Source organism: Pectobacterium polonicum, from assembly GCF_005497185.1.
Lineage (GTDB): Bacteria > Pseudomonadota > Gammaproteobacteria > Enterobacterales > Enterobacteriaceae > Pectobacterium > Pectobacterium polonicum.
On sequence record NZ_RJTN01000002.1, the window covers coordinates 211949 to 228597 of the forward strand.

The 16649-nt window shown below is 51.4% G+C and carries 14 protein-coding genes; 5 read left to right on the top strand and 9 right to left on the bottom strand.

Going from position 1 to position 16649, the window contains the following annotated elements:
* The first annotated feature begins 117 nt into the window (after positions 1–117).
* The gene (locus EDI29_RS03325) at positions 118–453 is read left to right on the top strand and encodes a LysR substrate-binding domain-containing protein (RefSeq protein WP_277751446.1); all 336 of its coding nucleotides are present in this window, start codon (positions 118–120) and stop codon (positions 451–453) included.
* A 58-nt stretch (positions 454–511) separates the two neighbouring features.
* On the opposite strand, the gene EDI29_RS03330 is transcribed toward EDI29_RS03325, so the two are convergent.
* Together EDI29_RS03330 and EDI29_RS03335 are read right to left on the bottom strand one after the other, a co-directional pair.
* A complete protein-coding gene (locus tag EDI29_RS03330) occupies positions 512–1576 on the bottom strand; it encodes an MBL fold metallo-hydrolase (RefSeq protein WP_137739708.1) in 1065 nt (354 codons plus the stop codon).
* A gap of 245 nt (positions 1577–1821) precedes the next feature.
* Positions 1822–2415, bottom strand: a complete 594-nt coding sequence (locus EDI29_RS03335; protein WP_137739709.1) for a hypothetical protein — start codon at positions 2413–2415, stop codon at positions 1822–1824.
* 501 nt (positions 2416–2916) lie between these two features.
* On the opposite strand from EDI29_RS03335, the gene EDI29_RS03340 reads away from it, so the two are divergent.
* Positions 2917–3801, top strand: a complete 885-nt coding sequence (locus tag EDI29_RS03340) for an RNA ligase family protein (protein ID WP_137739710.1) — start codon at positions 2917–2919, stop codon at positions 3799–3801.
* Positions 3802–3806: 5 nt separating this feature from the next.
* A complete protein-coding gene (locus EDI29_RS03345) occupies positions 3807–4952 on the top strand; it encodes an AAA family ATPase (protein WP_137739711.1) in 1146 nt (381 codons plus the stop codon).
* 182 nt (positions 4953–5134) lie between these two features.
* Here EDI29_RS03345 and zigA read toward each other — a convergent pair whose 3' ends face one another.
* A complete protein-coding gene (gene zigA, locus EDI29_RS03350; RefSeq protein WP_137739712.1) occupies positions 5135–6358 on the bottom strand; it encodes a zinc metallochaperone GTPase ZigA in 1224 nt (407 codons plus the stop codon).
* Positions 6359–6751: 393 nt separating this feature from the next.
* Here zigA and EDI29_RS03355 point away from each other — a divergent pair, with 393 nt between their 5' ends.
* Entirely contained in the window at positions 6752–7372 is a 621-nt protein-coding gene (locus EDI29_RS03355) for a hypothetical protein (protein WP_137739713.1), read from the top strand.
* 101 nt (positions 7373–7473) lie between these two features.
* Here the strand turns inward: EDI29_RS03355 and EDI29_RS03360 are convergent, their stop codons facing one another.
* The 4 genes from EDI29_RS03360 to ascF all read right to left on the bottom strand — a co-directional run bounded on the left by EDI29_RS03360 (position 7474) and on the right by ascF (position 11885).
* A complete protein-coding gene (locus tag EDI29_RS03360) occupies positions 7474–7860 on the bottom strand; it encodes a VOC family protein (RefSeq protein WP_137739930.1) in 387 nt (128 codons plus the stop codon).
* A 63-nt stretch (positions 7861–7923) separates the two neighbouring features.
* The gene (gene hisN / locus EDI29_RS03365) at positions 7924–8721 is read right to left on the bottom strand and encodes a histidinol-phosphatase (protein ID WP_137739714.1); all 798 of its coding nucleotides are present in this window, start codon (positions 8719–8721) and stop codon (positions 7924–7926) included.
* A gap of 231 nt (positions 8722–8952) precedes the next feature.
* Positions 8953–10383, bottom strand: a complete 1431-nt coding sequence (locus EDI29_RS03370; protein WP_137739715.1) for a 6-phospho-beta-glucosidase — start codon at positions 10381–10383, stop codon at positions 8953–8955.
* Between the two features lie 41 nt (positions 10384–10424).
* Complete coding sequence (gene ascF / locus EDI29_RS03375) at positions 10425–11885, bottom strand: PTS cellobiose/arbutin/salicin transporter subunit IIBC (RefSeq protein WP_137739716.1); 1461 nt, start codon at positions 11883–11885, stop codon at positions 10425–10427.
* Between the two features lie 363 nt (positions 11886–12248).
* Between ascF and EDI29_RS03380 the strand changes: the two genes are divergently transcribed.
* Positions 12249–13262, top strand: coding sequence for a LacI family DNA-binding transcriptional regulator (locus tag EDI29_RS03380; protein ID WP_137739717.1), 1014 nt, complete (start codon positions 12249–12251; stop codon positions 13260–13262).
* A gap of 96 nt (positions 13263–13358) precedes the next feature.
* On the opposite strand, the gene EDI29_RS03385 is transcribed toward EDI29_RS03380, so the two are convergent.
* Positions 13359–15311 (bottom strand): autotransporter domain-containing protein, encoded by a 1953-nt coding sequence (locus tag EDI29_RS03385; protein WP_137739718.1) that lies wholly within the window; start codon positions 15309–15311, stop codon positions 13359–13361.
* A gap of 808 nt (positions 15312–16119) precedes the next feature.
* A complete protein-coding gene (locus EDI29_RS03395; RefSeq protein WP_137739931.1) occupies positions 16120–16626 on the bottom strand; it encodes a ClbS/DfsB family four-helix bundle protein in 507 nt (168 codons plus the stop codon).
* Between the last annotated feature and the right edge of the window lie 23 nt (positions 16627–16649).

Here is a 16649-nt window from a genome sequence, read left to right on the forward strand (position 1 = left end):
CCTTCTTTATATTTACGTTGAGGTTGATGATGACGGTTATTTACTCGAGCAATGTTTTCGCGAATGTCTTCTTAACGAAAATAAGATTGCATTATTGTACGGTCAGCATGTTCACCTATTCGATACCGTGTCGTATACCGCTTTCCTAGTTCAGATCATTTCGAACAATGGCCGCTCCCGCCAACGGCTGACGAAAACGCCTACGACTTTCCACTCTCACTAGTCTGCAACAGCATAGAAATGCGTATCCATCTGGTTCGACAGGCCCAAGGCATTGCCTGCCTGCCAGATTTCAGCGTGGCGAAATACCTGCGCGATGGCCGATTACAGACCATCCTTGATGATTTTACTCAAAATAGCAGCCTAATGTGGGTTCTCTGGCCCGCCAGCCGCGATATGTCCCCCAAACTCCGGGCGTTTATTGACTGTCTGAGTGAGAAAACATTTGGTTGATGGCGGCAACCCAGTAATTGATAACGGCAGTATGCATTTAGCTCTCGTTCTTGCCCCGTTACCACCACTGACTAAAAATCTGCTGCGGGTTATCAACCTGAACTCGCTCACCAATACGAGGGGTCATTAATCGCCAACTTTGGTTTTCACTCGCCTGTGAAATACGTTCTAGCGGATCGTTCCAGCGGTGGTGCGCCAGCTTAAATTTACTGTTATGGCTCGGCAATACCGCTTTGGCCTGCAAATCGCTGGCTGCCTGTGCGCTCTCTTCCGGCTTCATGTGAACATGAGGCCAGTCCCGATCGTATTGCCCGCATTCCAGTATCGCAATATCGAACCCACCCAAACGTTTGGCGATCTCTTTGTAATGTGGACCGTAACCGCTGTCTCCTCCAAGATACAGGCGATACTGTGGCGTAATCAGCGCAAATGAGCCCCACAGCGTTTGGTTATGCTTGAGGAGCCGACCAGAAAAATGCTGTGTCGGAAGCACATGGATGTCGACCCCGCTCTCTTTCAGGCAACTGAACCAGTCACCTTCGGTAATACTTTCCTGGGGAAAACCCCATTTTACAAAATAGGAACCTACGCCGGTTAACGTGACGATACGGCGGATTTTTCCACGTAGCGCGTTCAACGTGGGGTAATCCAGATGATCCCAATGGTCGTGAGTGATCAGCAGATAGTCGATTTCGGGAACGTCTTCTGGTGAATACACATTACTGCCTTTGAAGGCGATATTGGTGCGCGGCACGGGCGAGGCATTGTCGCTAAATACCGGGTCCAGCAGAAAGGTTTTCCCTTCCAGTTGAATAAAGTAGCTAGAGTGTCCCATCCAGATGATGACGTTATCCGCTTTGCTTAGCTGATGCAGATCGGTTTTTTCCGATGGCAAGCGGGTATCCGGTAACGCGCCCACATCTTTGCCAAAAAGAAAGCGATACAGCAGTGCAATGCGGTTTTGGCTACTTACCGTCGGTCGGGCAGTTGGGTTATGAAACGCGCCATCGCGAAAGAGCGGGTTTTCCGGTTGAGGTTTTACCTCGGGTGAAACATATTGCGGCTGCTTCAACCACCCATAGATGGCTACTGCAATTACAACCAAAACGAGTAACAAAAGCATAGGGTTTATCCGGTGTCGTTTCGTGATGAAGATTGTTTTGTAATGAATGTCGTTTCGTAATGATGATTTCAGGCATCGCCCCTCTGGCTCCGGCAGTTATGCACGAACGCAGAGAATCTGGCAAGGGAGAACCAGGGGATTGTTGGTGCAAAAAAAGCGAAGGTGCTCGCCTTCGCTCAGGAATGTTGATGAGGAACCGTCGTGGCCTGTCACCGCTGATGCCTGTCCTACTGTGTCAGTGAGGCTTACTTTTTAAGCGCCAGCAGCGTTTTTCCCATCCCGACAACAAACTCATTTTGTTGCCCGATGACCTTATTCAGCGCGGCCTCATCCTGAATGTTTTCGACCGTATTGATCGCCTGAACTTCCAGCACACGTCCTTTAACCAGCGTCGAGCACAACGAATGCAGAACCTTGTTATTCAGAATCGTTTGTAAGCAGCGAAAAGGCGTCGCATCGTCAATGTTTCCCGCACGCTGATCGGGTTTGATACGCTGACGCAGCATCTCTTTTTCCGTACTGGCAATCACCGCATCCAAATCGCTGGGCTTAGAGGCAATCGGGACAGTGCCATCTTTATCTGGTGGCAACATAAACAGTGAAACCAGCGCCTTATTGCCTGTCGTAGGGTCAACATATTCGGTCTGAACCATGTGGTTTGGCGCATCGACGACTTTGTCTCGCTGAACCATACTCAACAACCGCGCAGGTAACGCCTCGGTAAGATCTTGAGTAGTATAGCCGACGAACAAATCTGGGTCCTTTGTCTCGGCAACCCCGAACAGCGGCAGTACCAGTAACAACCCTGCAATCCCTTTATTTATCACACTGATTTTCATTGTATTCCCCAACCCTTTATTGTGTGCATTAATCTATCTCACCACTCGCCATTCTTATCACGCTAACGTCGATAGTTTTATGGCTTTTTTACCACGTTTAAACGCGACAGCGCATTCTACAACGGCAGGAAAGAATAGTATTTTTTATACAAAAACTTGTTGTCGGATAATTCCTTCGCTAGAATCGCGCCGTTTACTCACCCCCAATGTGTCATGTGGAGCCCCAAAGTGCCCTTTACGTCAGCCCCCCTCTAACCGCCGACGACTGCATTAAGCAGCCTCGATTCGGCGCAGTCTGCGCCAGCGTTGGCTGCGGTACGGGTTCCCCTTCTCTTTCTGCCATCGCGCGGAGCAGAGAAAGACTCTCCCGCTTCCTCTCCCCGCGACTCTGACCTCTGGAATGCCAGTGGACAGTCTATAGACTCGCGCCAGAATACGTTCGTCGGCCCTCTTCTTTCATAGATGGGCCTGGCTGCGCCAATAACGCAGCAGGCGAAAAACATGTATTTACATTCAATACCGTTATTAAAATATCCGCGTACCCCTCATCTGGAAGGTTCGCGTTTACAGCCCGGCGATGATGCGTCGGATCAAATTGCACTGAAAGCGCTGGCAGGCCGTTACGTCGTGATCGAAGAAAAGATCGACGGCGCGAACAGCGGCGTGTCCTTCAATGAAACGGCAGAACTTTTGCTCCAATCGCGCGGCCACTATCTAGCCGGTGGTTCGCGGGAGCGCCAGTTCAATCAGTTCAAGCTCTGGGCCACCGCGCACGAAATGCGTTTTCTTGAGCTGCTGGAAGACCGCTTCGTGATGTACGGCGAATGGGCGTACAGCAAGCATTCCGTGTTTTATGACCGGTTGCCGCACTATTTTCACGAATTTGATCTTTACGATCGTCGTGACGGCATTTTTTTATCAACGGCGCGCCGACACGCGATGCTGGCCGGTTCACCCGTGTTGTCCGTTCCGGTACTTTACGCAGGGGAGATGCCAACGAATCCGGCGTTGCTGTGGAAGCTGGTGTTCCGTTCGCTGGCGAAAAGCCAGAGCTGGAAGGCGGCGTTTGAATCCACCGTGCAGCGTGAAGGTTTACCGCTCGGGTTGTGCTGGCAGCAAACCGATAAATCGGATCGTTCGGAAGGCCTGTATCTGAAGGTTGAAGATGATGAACAGGTACTGGCACGTTACAAGCTGGTACGCCATGACTTTATCCAGACCATTTTGGACAGCGGATCGCATCATTCCCGACGCCCGATTTTGCCGAACCAACTGGCTGAAGGCGTGGATCTGTATGCGCCTTGTCCACAAGTATCTTGGGAAATGCTGGGGCTGAATACGCTGCGTTCTTTGGACGCGCTCGCCGCCGCCATGCCCAATAAGTAAGGAGTATGACTATCATGGAGTGGAATACCATTAGGGGATTGGTCCCCGTCTCTGGCGCACAGCCAGATTTTGCAGATTGTCTGGATGCGTTCCCGGTGCTTCAACGCGCCAAAGAGACGCCGCAGGAGCCGCGCTATCACGGCGAAGGCGATGTCTGGACGCACACCATCATGGTTGTCGAGTCGCTATTGCAGCTTCCCGATTACCAGACCGCCACGCGTGAGCAACAGGAAATCTTGTTTTTTGCTGCGTTGCTGCATGACGTTGCAAAGTACCGCACGACGGTAATTGACCCGGTAACGGGTCAGATTGGTCAACCGGGACATTCGCGCAAAGGCGCTATCGACGCACGGGTGCTGTTGTGGGATGCCAGCGTTCCGTTTGCGATTCGGGAAGCGATTTGCCGGTTAATTTCGGTGCATCAGGTGCCGTTTTACTGCCTTGAAGATGAACGCCGTCGGATGTCGCCGATCTTTACGATTCGCGAACTGTCATGGCAGTTGAGCATTCCGCTGCTGGCAACGCTGGCGGAAGCCGATATGCGCGGGCGCATCTGTCAGGATCAAGCGCGCGTGCTCGACAGTATTGAGCTGTTTCGCGAGCTGGCGCGGGAGGAAGGCTGTTACGGTCAGCCGAGAGCGTTTGTCGATGCCCACACGCGCCTGAGTTATTTTCGCGGGGTCGATGTTCATCCAGACTACCCACTGTTTCAGGAACCGGGTTCAAAGGTCACCGTGATGTGCGGTTTGCCGGCTTCGGGAAAAGATACTTGGGTGCGAACACATCGGCCCAATCTACCCGTGGTTTCTTTCGACGATGCGCGAACAGAGTTGGGGCTGAAACACGGTGAAAACGAAGGGAAAGCGGTGCACTGGGCGACCGATAAAGCGCGTTCACTGCTGCGAACGCACGAACCGTTCGTGTGGAATGCCACGCATCTCAGCCAGCAAATGCGCACCCGCACGTTGGATCTGTGCTACGCCTACGGTGCAGAAGTGGAGATCGTCTATCTGGAGCGTCCGCGTCAGGAATTACTGCGCCGCAACGGGAAACGGGACACTACATTGAGCAATAAAACGCTGCAAGGTATGCTGACGAAATGGGAACTTCCTTCGCCGACAGAAGCGCATGCGGTGAGCTATGAAAGCTAACGTCGCCGTAACGCACTTCAACGTGGAAGCGCGATAAACGGGATCTCGTACTCTGTGAGGCCGTTTCTTCCTGCATCAACATACGGTTTTTCATAGATCGGTTTATCGTCCCCGAAACTTACGGGGACGATAAATCCTCTCGCGGCCTGAAAAATCAGGCCTTTTTTACCTTCTCCGCACGTTTATGACGCAAACCAAGGCTCTATCGGATCTGGGTAAGCTAGCCACATCGCCAGGCCTTCGGCCATTTCTTTGTCCGTCAACAGTGCGGCATTCAGATGGGTTCTCAACGCGTGCTCATCCATGTCGATACCGATAAACACCAGTTCCTGCCGCGCATCGCCTACGCCATCCACCCAAATAGAACGAATATAATCAAGCGATTCACTATCTGTCGGCCACCTTTCTTTCGGCGCACTGACCCACCATGAACCAGCCAGCCCCTGACGTGCCACGCCGCCTGCCTGAGACCACGATCCGGCATATTCCGGGCGGCTTGCCAACCAGAAATAGCCTTTGGATCTGACAACCCCCGCGAGCGAACGCTCCATTACGTGTGCAAAGCGAGCCGGGTGAAAAGGCCGACGCGCGCGGAACACAAAACTGGCGATGCCATACTCCTCAGTTTCAGGCGTATGTTCACCGCGTAACTCTTTCAACCATCCAGGAGCTTGTGCTGCTTTGTCGAAATCAAATAATCCCGTATTGAGCACCTCGTTCAACGGCACTGCCCCAAATTCGGCGTGAAGTATTCTCGCGCTTGGATTCAGTGAACGAATGATCGCAACCAACTTCTGTTGTTGAGCCACATCAATCAGATCGATTTTGTTCAAGATGATCACATCGCAAAATTCGATCTGGTCGATTAATAGATCCACAACACTGCGCTCATCCCCCTCTCCTAACGACTCTCCGCGTGAATGGATGCTGTCCACCGAAGCATAATCGTTTAAGAAATTATACCCATCGACAACGGTCACCATGGTATCCAGACGAGCCACTTCAGAAAGGCTTTCGCCATCATCACCTGCAAACGTGAATGTCTCCGCGACAGGAAGCGGCTCCGCGATACCGGTTGATTCAATAACCAACTGATCAAAACGCCCCTCTTTCGCCAGCCGATTGACTTCGAGCAGGAGATCTTCACGCAGCGTGCAACAGATACAACCGTTGCTCATCTCTACCAGCTTTTCGTCCGTCCGTGACAGCTCAGCACCGCCCTCTCTCACCAGGGCTGCGTCAATATTCACTTCTGACATGTCATTAACGATCACTGCGACGCGTCGGCCATCACGATTATTCAGAATATGGTTAAGCAGCGTGGTCTTCCCCGCGCCGAGAAAGCCGGATAGAACGGTCACTGGTAATCTTGCATCTGATTTCTGTCTAGCTACAACGTCAGCCATATTTCACACTCTCTGATGATTCAAGGTCGTTTACGTTTCCGCTTCGAAATGATTTATCACCACAAATATTTCGTTTTTGAACACCCATAGCGATAATCTTTCCATGCATTTTGTGTTATGTTATAACATAACAATTCAGCCATGAAAAATCATTGAGGATTTTACTTTGTCTAATAATATTAAAGTCGGCGGGGTTACCCTGCCAGACACCTTGTAGACAGCACACAACCCGCATCGCGCCAGCGTTTTCTTTCTCCAGCCGTTCGAACTTTCTCCAACCAGGCAAGCCAGTTCTACAATTAGAATGTTAAGATAGATGCAGCAAGCGTTTTCCGTATTCGGAAATGTATGCGGTTTGTTGTAAAAACTAAGCCATTACTTAAGGAGCGAAAAATGGCACGTGGTTCAGCAAGTAAAAGTTATCCCGCCGTCTCGCCACTGCTTTCGTCACACGATATCACGCGTCTTCTTTTACAGCCCGTGGCACAGTGTATTTCGGATGAATATCCCTGGGTAAGCAATGATGAAGCGTTGATCGACAAACATTTTAAAGGGGTTTGCGCACAGGTCATGCGCGTGACCCACACCCAATCGAGGATAGAATGGAATCACTACGGCTCTGGCTATGCCTCTTTTATCGACGCCTGGTTTTATAAGAATACACCGGATTTTAATGCCAAACGCCCGGTTCACTATGGTGAAGAGCACACCGGATTGACAGTTTTACTAAGTCGCCTGTCGCCTTATTTCGTTTTTATGGAAAGCGAGAAGCAATGGGATGTTCACGGCGGCGGTTATCAGGCGCTTCCTGAACTGGAAATGATCGATAGGCTGGAGACACCCGCCGTTATTGCATTGAGCCAGCAGATTCAGTCAGAACTGGAGAAGTGTGGGCTTGTACGCGCTTATAAGGAACAATTGGCATCTCTGTTACCCACTGGTACTCGCGTGCCGACAGTGCTAACAGATCGCGGCTTCACACAGTTCGATGCCTTATTCCATTGGGAAGATTGAGTCATTAACGTAGCCGAAGCGCGCGCCAGCATAAATTAACATCGCGCAATGTTGTCGATCGAATGAAGGCAGTGTGTGCCGCATACAAAATGATTCCTGCATCAGTCTGACGTTATCTCAATCAGATTACCATCAGGGTCACTGACAATCGCTTCATAAAATCCGTCCCCCGTCATGCGAGGTGGGGCAACCAAAATGTCGCGTTCTGCCGCTTTATTGGCTAACGCCTCGACATCCGCCTTACTTCCGACCGAAATGGCGACGTGCGCCCAGCCGCAGCCTTCTTTATTGCTTAAGGCTTCCGCCAGTACCGGCAGCGTCATCAGCTCAATGGAGGCACCCTCGCTAAGTTGAACGAAATGCGATTCAAATCCGGGGCGATTCTGACTCACATATTTTTCTCCCACCTGAGCAGCGAAGAACTCTTGCCAAAATGCCGCCTGTGCGGCCAGATCGGCTGTCCATAATGCAACGTGTGCCACTTTCATCATGATTCCTTCTTAACCGTTGTCTTTCACATCACCATCGTCAAGGATACCCATCAACGGCGATTACCGTGTGCCATTCAGAATGGTTAAAATCTGCGAGTGCAGCTCTGGGTTACCGGATGCGACCACCGTGCCACCCGCTTCTGCACGTTGCCCGTTGAGATTGGTAATGATGCCGCCCGCTTGCTCAATAATCGGAATCAGCGCGACAATATCGTAGGGCTGCAATGCAAACTCCACGCAGATATCAATCTGACCTGCCGCCAGCATTGCCAGCGCATAGCACTCACCGCCATAGCGCGTCATTAATGTGCTTTCGGTGAGTTCGGCGAAGCGAACGGTCGGATGCATACTCAGCGCTTCCGGTGCGGTGGTGTGAAGAATTGCCTGTGCGAGCGATACGTCTTTACGCGTGCTTAAGCGTGTTTCGCTCTGCTGGTCGCTACGCCAGGCCTGTGAGCCATCAGCCCAGAAACGCTCTCCGGTAAATGGCTGGCTCATCATTCCCATCACGGCACGCTCATGATGCAGCAGACCAATGAGCGTTCCCCACACGGGTAGCCCGCACAAGAAAGGTCGGGTTCCATCAACCGGATCTAAAACCCAGCGGATTGACCCTGCGCCACTCAAGCCAAATTCCTCCCCTATAATCGCGTGATCGGGATAATGGCGCGTGATGTGTTCACGTATCACACGCTCGGCCTCCCGATCGGCTTCCGTAACCGGATCAAAGCGAAAGCCCTCTTTTGGCTTGGTATCAATTTGGTCTGCGGTAAGGGAACGAAAACGCGGTAAGGTTTCCTGACTGGCTAGCGTGGCGAGTTCATGAAAAAAGGCAATATCGGGAAGCGGTTGATTCATGGTGTTTTACCTTCCTATCGCGTTTGCGTGAGGTTATGTTGAGAATTGAGGCCGATAGATAGCAATGCTCATTTAAGCTCGATAATGCATTTATTAACGCAATTAATTTGCTCGATTATGAATGATTAAGCCAGTGTAGACAATCTCACTTTCATCTACTGATAAAAAAATAGCCCCCAAATGCTGCTGTCAGGGGGCTATAACAAGGGGAAGTAAACCAGATTACGTCATTCAGCTTAGGTCAGCACCGTTGCTGGCAATCACCTTCTTATACCAATAGAACGATTTCTTTTTCTTTCTGGCTAATGTCCCTTCGCCTCGGTCGTTGCGATCGACATAGATGAAGCCATAGCGTTTGCTCATCTCACCGGTGGACGCGGCAACCAGATCGATACAGCCCCATGAGGTGTAGCCAATGACGGGAATACCGTCACCAATCGCATCCGCCATCGCGCTGATGTGCTCGCGCAGATAGCTGATACGATAGTCATCATCAATCTCGCCCTGCGCGTTAATCTCATCCTTCGCACCCAGCCCGTTTTCTACCAAAAACAGCGGCTTCTGGTAGCGGTCATACATCATGTTCATGGTGATGCGCAGGCCCAGCGGGTCAATTCCCCAGCCCCATTCACTCGCCGTGATATGTGGGTTCTTCAGCGATTTCACGATGTTCGCCGCGCTGCTATTCTGCTCGTTCATATCCGCTGAAGCACAGCGGGAGGCATAATAGCTAAAGGACACAAAATCCACCGTGTTCTTGAGAATTTCATCATCGCCCGGCTCTGACGCAATCGTGATGCCCTTCTCTTTAAACAAGCGGCCGGTATACGCCGGATAGGTGCCGCGTGCCTGCACATCAATAAAGAACAGATTCTCTCGATCTTTATTTAGCGCCGCCCAGACATCTTCCGGTTTGCACGACCACGGATAGAAATTGCCGCCAGCCAACATGCAGCCGACCTGATTGTTCGGGTTAACCTCATGCGCAATCTTCGTCGCCAGCGCGCTCGCCACCAGTTCATGGTGCGCGGCCTGGTATTTTACCTGCTCCTGATTTTCCCCGTCGGCAAACACCAGTCCCGCACCAGAAAACGGACTATGCAGTAATATATTGATTTCGTTGAACGTCAGCCAGTATTTCACTAATCCATCAAAGGCTTCAAAACAGGTTCGGGCATAGCGAGCGAAGAACTCCACCATTTTCCGGTTACGCCATGAACCGTATTCCGTGACCAGATGCATCGGCACATCGAAATGGCACAGCGTCACCAGTGGTTCCATGTTGTACTTCTTGCACTCGGCAAACATATCGCGATAAAAGGCGATGCCGTCTGCGTTGGGCGTCAGTTCATCCCCGTTCGGATAGAGGCGACTCCAGGCTATGGAGGTACGGAACACCGTAAACCCCATTTCCGCCATCAGCGCGATATCTTCCTTGTAGCGATGGTAGAAATCGATCGCCTGATGGCTGGGATAAAACTCATCCTCACGCAGCGCAAAGCGCGGTTCTTGCCCCAGTTTCACCGGCAGACGATTCACGCCGTGGGGAATCATGTCTACCGTCGTCAGCCCTTTACCGCCTTCGAGGTACGCGCCTTCTGCCTGATTGGCCGCAATCGCGCCCCCCCATAAAAATCCAGTGGGAAATGTTGATGCAGACATACGCTGTTTCTCCTTCGTACTTCAGCTAATTAGTGCTTCATTTAATTCGTGTTCGTTGCATGGTGCGGCGCGGAAGCCTCATCGCTCTGTACGCGTTTCTCTTCTGGTTTTTCTTCTACCGGAATGTCTTCAAAGCCCAGCAGCAAGGTAACGAAGAAGGAAATCACGACGGACAGAATCATGACGCCAAACACCCAGGCAATGCTCATCGGATTGGTCGGATCGAAAAATTGTACGCTAGTGAATAGCCCCGGCGACGCCATTGAATGGCTTGCCAACCCACCGATGCCAGCGACGGCACCACAGATAAAACCGGTGATTAAACAGGCGATCAGCGGACGTTTCAGGCGTAACGCGACACCGTATAGCGCGGGCTCAGAGATCCCAGCAACAATGGCCGATGCCGCCGCAGCCAGCGCCGTCTGGCGCAGTTCCGGGTTCTTGGTGCGCCAGGCGACCGCCAGTGAAGAGCCGCCAAGCGACAGGTTCGCACCAATTTCAGATGGCATGACCATGCCTTCTTTACCGGTTTCGGCGATGGTTTGAATGATAGTCGGGGTAAACACGCGGTGCATACCCGTCATCACCAGCAGCGGCCAGATGGCTCCCATGATGGCAACAGACAGCCAGCCCAGATAATCATGCACGGTATACACCACCGCAGAAATACCGCTACCAATCCAGATGCCAATCGGGCCGATCAGCATCATGGCAATCGGGGAGGCAATCAGCACGATTAACATTGGCTTGAGGAAGTTTTTAGTCACGGCTGGCGTAATACGGTCTACCCATTTTTCAATGTAAGACAGAATCCAGGTCATACACAGCGCCGGAATCACCGTATAGGTATACTTCACCGCCGTGACCGACAGCCCCATAAATACCACCTGTTGGCCCTGTGCTGCTTTTGCCATCAGATCGATAAACGTCGGATGCACCAACACCCCGGCGATAGCAATTGCCAGCGACATATTGGTTTTGAATTTTACCGCCGCAGACGCCGCCACCATAATCGGCAGGAAGAAGAATGCGCCATCGCCAATCACGTTCAGAATCGTGATCGTTGATGCCCCTTTCTCAAACAGTCCGGTCATATCGAGGATCATGGCGAGCAACTTCACCATCGAACCACCGATAATCGCCGGAATAAGCGGCGACATCGTGCCAATCAACGCATCCAGAATCCCTGCCCCGATGCGTCGCAGCGTAATTTTATTATTCACCGGAACGGCTTTTTCAGCCCCTGCACTTTCTGGCAGCAGCTTCACTACTTCGGCGTAGGCCTGAGAGACGGTGTTGCCGATGATGACCTGACACTGGTTATCATTTTTCACCACACCCAGCACGCCGCTTATCGCCTTCAATTCGGCCACATTCGCCGCATCATTATCTTTCAGCACAAAGCGCAGACGCGTCATACAGTGGGTTACCGCAGCGATGTTATCAGCACCACCGATGGCATCGACAATCGAACGGGATACAGCCGCATAATTCTTTGACATGGATAGACAATCTCTCGTAATCGCGCACGTTACACCGATTTCAACAAACCGCTCACCGCGAGTTCATTGTTTAGCGAACGAACATTTATTATTTAATTTCATACAGTTATGAAAGTATTCATGCCGGTATCCCTGCTCCATACAACGTAGTGAAACGCTGATGGGTAACCGGTTCCACATGATATTCTTTATATGTGAATGTAATTTCAATAGATGAATTGTTAATATTTTACTTATGTGACCACGATCGCCATGAAAAGTACAATTCTCCACTCGATCGTATTGGCTCTACATTTATCACCCTGCTGCTACCAGCTTAAAATGTGTAAAATGGTGGACGTGTTCAACGTCTCAGGATGTCCCATGTCAACAATGCAGGAAGTGGCGAAGAAAGCAGGCGTATCAAAAGCGACGGTGTCGCGCGTGCTTTCAGGCAAAGGCTATACCAGTGAAGAAACCAAAACGCTGGTCTATCAGGCTATTGAGGAGACGGGATATCAGCCAAATTTACTGGCACGTAATCTGGCGACCAGCAAATCAGCCTGCATCGGTTTGGTGGTGACGAACACGCTCTATCACGGTAGCTATTTTAACGAACTGCTGTCGCAGGCCGCTAAGAAACTGGAAGACAACGGGCGTCAGCTTATTCTGGTTGACGGCAAACACAGCGCCGATGAAGAACGCGCCGCGATTCAATTCCTGCTCGGTTTGCGCTGCGATGCGATCATCATTTACCCTCGTTTTCTCAACGTGGATGAGATGGATGACATTATCGATCAACACAAGCAACCGATCATGGTGGTCAACCGTAAACTGCGTAGACACCAAAGCCACTGCATTTGCTGCGATCACAAAGGTTCCAGCTATAACGCCACACAGCATTTGATCGCACGCGGCCATAAAGACATCGCGTTTATCACCGGTTCGCTGGATTCACCGACCGCTATCGAACGCCTTTCCGGCTATAAAGACGCGCTGACAGCAGCGAACATCGCGGTGCGGGATGAACTGATTGTGAGAGGAAAATGGACGCCGCGCTGTGGTTCGCTGGCTATTACCACCCTGCGCGATAACCGGGTGTCATTCAGTGCCGTTCTTGCCAGCAATGACGATATGGCGATTGGTGCGATAAAAGCGCTGGATGAAGCCGGTGTTGCCGTACCGAACGATGTTTCTGTGGTCGGGTTCGACGATATTCCCACCGCTCCGTTTTTGAAGCCATCACTCTCCAGCGTAAAAGATCCGGTGAGCGATATGATCAACGAAGTGATTAACCGCCTGATCGCGATGCTGGACGGCGGATATTTCTCGAAAGATAACCTGTTCTTGTCTGAGCTGCGGGTCAGAGATTCGGTTCAAAACGGGCCGTACTTGTAACCAACCCGTCCGAATCCGCTACGGGGTCGTTTCAGACCCCGTTTTAACGCCGAATTTCCCTTTCAGTCGCTGAGCTCGTTCTGCACAGCAACAGGCTTAGAATTGCCACTGGACGCCCACGCTGTAGCGCGTTTGATCGCCATCCAGATGACCGAAACGGCCGCCGACTTCGGAATACAGATTCAGATTTTCTGCCGCAAGCCACTGTACGCCGACCGTTGCCCGCCCAAAGTTCTTATCCTGTTCCCCCACCGCCACGCGTCGGTTTGCTCCATCGACACGATCTTTCACCGTAAAGCTGGAACCAAGCCCATCGGCCAATTCACGCACCCACGCCACCGTGGCATAAGGCTGTAACGACGTTTTGTTGCTGAATTCCACCTTGCCACGCACGCGCCAGCCCAGACTGGCTTCCAGCGAATCAACATCCTGTTTTTCATACCGTACGCCCGTCCGCAGGTTACCTTTGTCATCAAACGCATTGATGCGGTAACGTGCGTAATCCAGCCCGGCAACCGGACCGGTACGCAGTCCGCCGAGCGAAAAATCATAACCGCCTGTTACGCGGGCACCGACAAATTGCGCTTCGGTATTGCCATCCAGCGTGTTGTCCAACAGTACCGGACCACCCGCAGATTGCAGATACACCGAGCGGCGTGACGAAATGGCCGCCCGGCCCGCCGTCACGTCGCTACCCAACCAGGCGGGTCCCCCCTGATTCAGCAAACCGTAGACGCCAGCTTGCCAGGTATCGCTTTCAATATGTCCATTGCGCTCAAGCTTATCCTTGCTACGCAGCAGGCTCAGGCTGCCACCAATCGTGACAATGTCACTTAATTGATAATCGACCAGTGCATAGGCCATCGCCTGACGGGAACGCTGCTGCGGTGCACGGTCAAAGCCATTTGATGGAATCACATCGCCCTCAACCCCGACGGCCGTATCCAGCGTCCCTGCGCTACGCGTGGTATTTTGCAACAGCAGCCAGCGCTGATTGTGCAACTCGCTCAGCGACTGGTGCTGACGTTTCAGGCTCTCTTCCATCGCCCGCTGCATCGCGGCAGCAGAATACGCCGAATGCAGTAAATCGGTATTGGAGATCTCCAGCAGCAGCCGTGTCACCAGCCGTGAAACGTCACGCAGGCGCTGATCGATACGTTCCTGACCCAACACGCTGGTCAGAAAGGCTTCGTTATCAACTGTGGGGTTATGCCACGTCGCCCCTCCCGGCACTGCGGGGTTCGTGGTTTGCTCATAGCCATCCTGATCGCCAATATCCCAGTTGGTCGCTTCCATATAGAGCACGGGAATATCAAACGCTTCATTGAAGCTATCGCCGTCGCTGCAACAGCCGGTTCCTGCCGGATAACTCGCATTCAGCCCCGGATTGGTGAACAGTTCGATGCCCAGTTCGTTCGCAATACGCAGCGTCTGTTCGCGCAGGCTGGCCAGCTCAGGATTCGCCACGCTGTTATCGCCGGCGTGTGCGTAGAGTTTGTCACCGGTAATCATACTGTCCATGTTAATCATGGCCTTAAGGCCGCCCTCGGTTCCCTGAGCGATCAACTCATTAACCATCGCGCGCGAACCGCGCAGCCCTTCTTCTTCCGCACCAAAGGCTGCAAAGACCAGCGTTTTTTCCGTCTGAATACCGCTAAAATTACGCGCTACTTCTGTCAGGATCGATGCGCCGGACGCATTATCATCCAGCCCTTGCAGCGTCGGCCGACCGAAGAAGGTATCAAAGTGCGCGCCAGTAATAATGTATTCGCTGCTTAGCCCGGTATTATAGGCCAACACGTTTTGTGACGAACGTGTCGTACCGCCTGCCGTCCAGGAGAAATCCTGCCTGAGCGTGGTATAACCGGGTGCCATACGTTGCGTCATCCAGTCTGCCGCACCAGCAAAATTGGCTGTATCACGATAACGTCCCGGATAATCATTAATGAGCGTATCTACGGTCTCGCGCGCATAATCACCGTAATCATAAGCCCATGCTGGTACACATAAACACGCCATCCCCACCGCAACTGCGACTTGCTTGAACATGAACACCACTCCCTTTTCTCATTATCAACAACACCAGATGAACCTTATTCAGGTCATGTCTTTGTTAAAAAAAGAAAAATAGCAGCAATATTCATTCCAATGCGATAGAAGCAAAAGAAAATATGATGAAATGTGTCAAAACGCAGCAAAACGAAAGGGAATAATCAGAATTATGTAATGCTGATTAATCATAGCGTTAGTCATGAATGAACCTAGTTTGACACAGGTGACAGACGAAGGGTGATCGAGAAGAAAAAGAGAATAGGAACGAGACGGGCTTGGTGAAAATATTTTTATGAAGAGGCATCAATGAGAGGCAATAAGGGTAAAGAAGCAAAATACGCACCGAAAACGATCGTTTTCGGTGCGCGATTATCCATTTTGCCAGATTGAGACAGCCCTAAACGTAAACGTTAAGCTGATTATTTTCCGTTGGGCGATTAATCCCATCAGCGATGGGGGGCGTAAATACGGAGCCGCTATTTTCGTAAGCGGTCCGAGTACGGGTAGATGCGTCCTGATTAGGATAACCAGACAGCTGCGACGAACGGGAAATGCCTTGGACATAATCAAGTTTGTCAGGCGTTGAGTAATATGACACTGGAGAAACCAAGTTGAGACCAATCATTTTTTCCCCCTATTCATCTCATCTGCCAGTAAAACTTATCTTGCTTACTAATGAGTATAGAACAGTCAAACGGGGGGAATATGTAAGGTTTTGTCTGAAAAAACATCGCTGACACGGTCCCAATAAAAGGGAAATAAGCGCCAAATTCAGCAAGGTATTTTTTGATTCAATATCAAAATGTTATTTATTTTTCTCCCACATGCGCAACCGGCCAGCCGCATTTTTATAAGGCGAAGCGGTATTAAACTGAATCATCCGCCCACGCGTCCACTTGCCGTACCAACATGCCCCATAGAGTTGTGCATCGGTATAGCGTTCAACCAGCACGATGAGCGCCAGCTTATTCGCGACAAGCTGCGCAACCAGTTCCGTCCAGTCAGTGATGTGGGCATAGTCCCGATAGAATTTTTGTGCCAGCAGGCCAAGCTGATTCCATTTATAACCGGCCACAGGGAAATCAATGGGATTACCCCGCTCTTCATCCTCATGCCATTTCAGCACTAAATTTCCCCAACCCAGCAAATATGCCACTAGATTTGCCGGGCTCATCTGCGTTCCCTGCGCATGTCCTGTCATTTCCGGCACGAATGCCAATTCAGCAGGCACTGCATCGATTTTCTTCATTAATAGCGCAAACTGACTGTTGATCGCCTTAATCAAAGCTTCCTTATTCTCCGGTACCGCCATCGCATAACCTCGGTTTTCTGCCC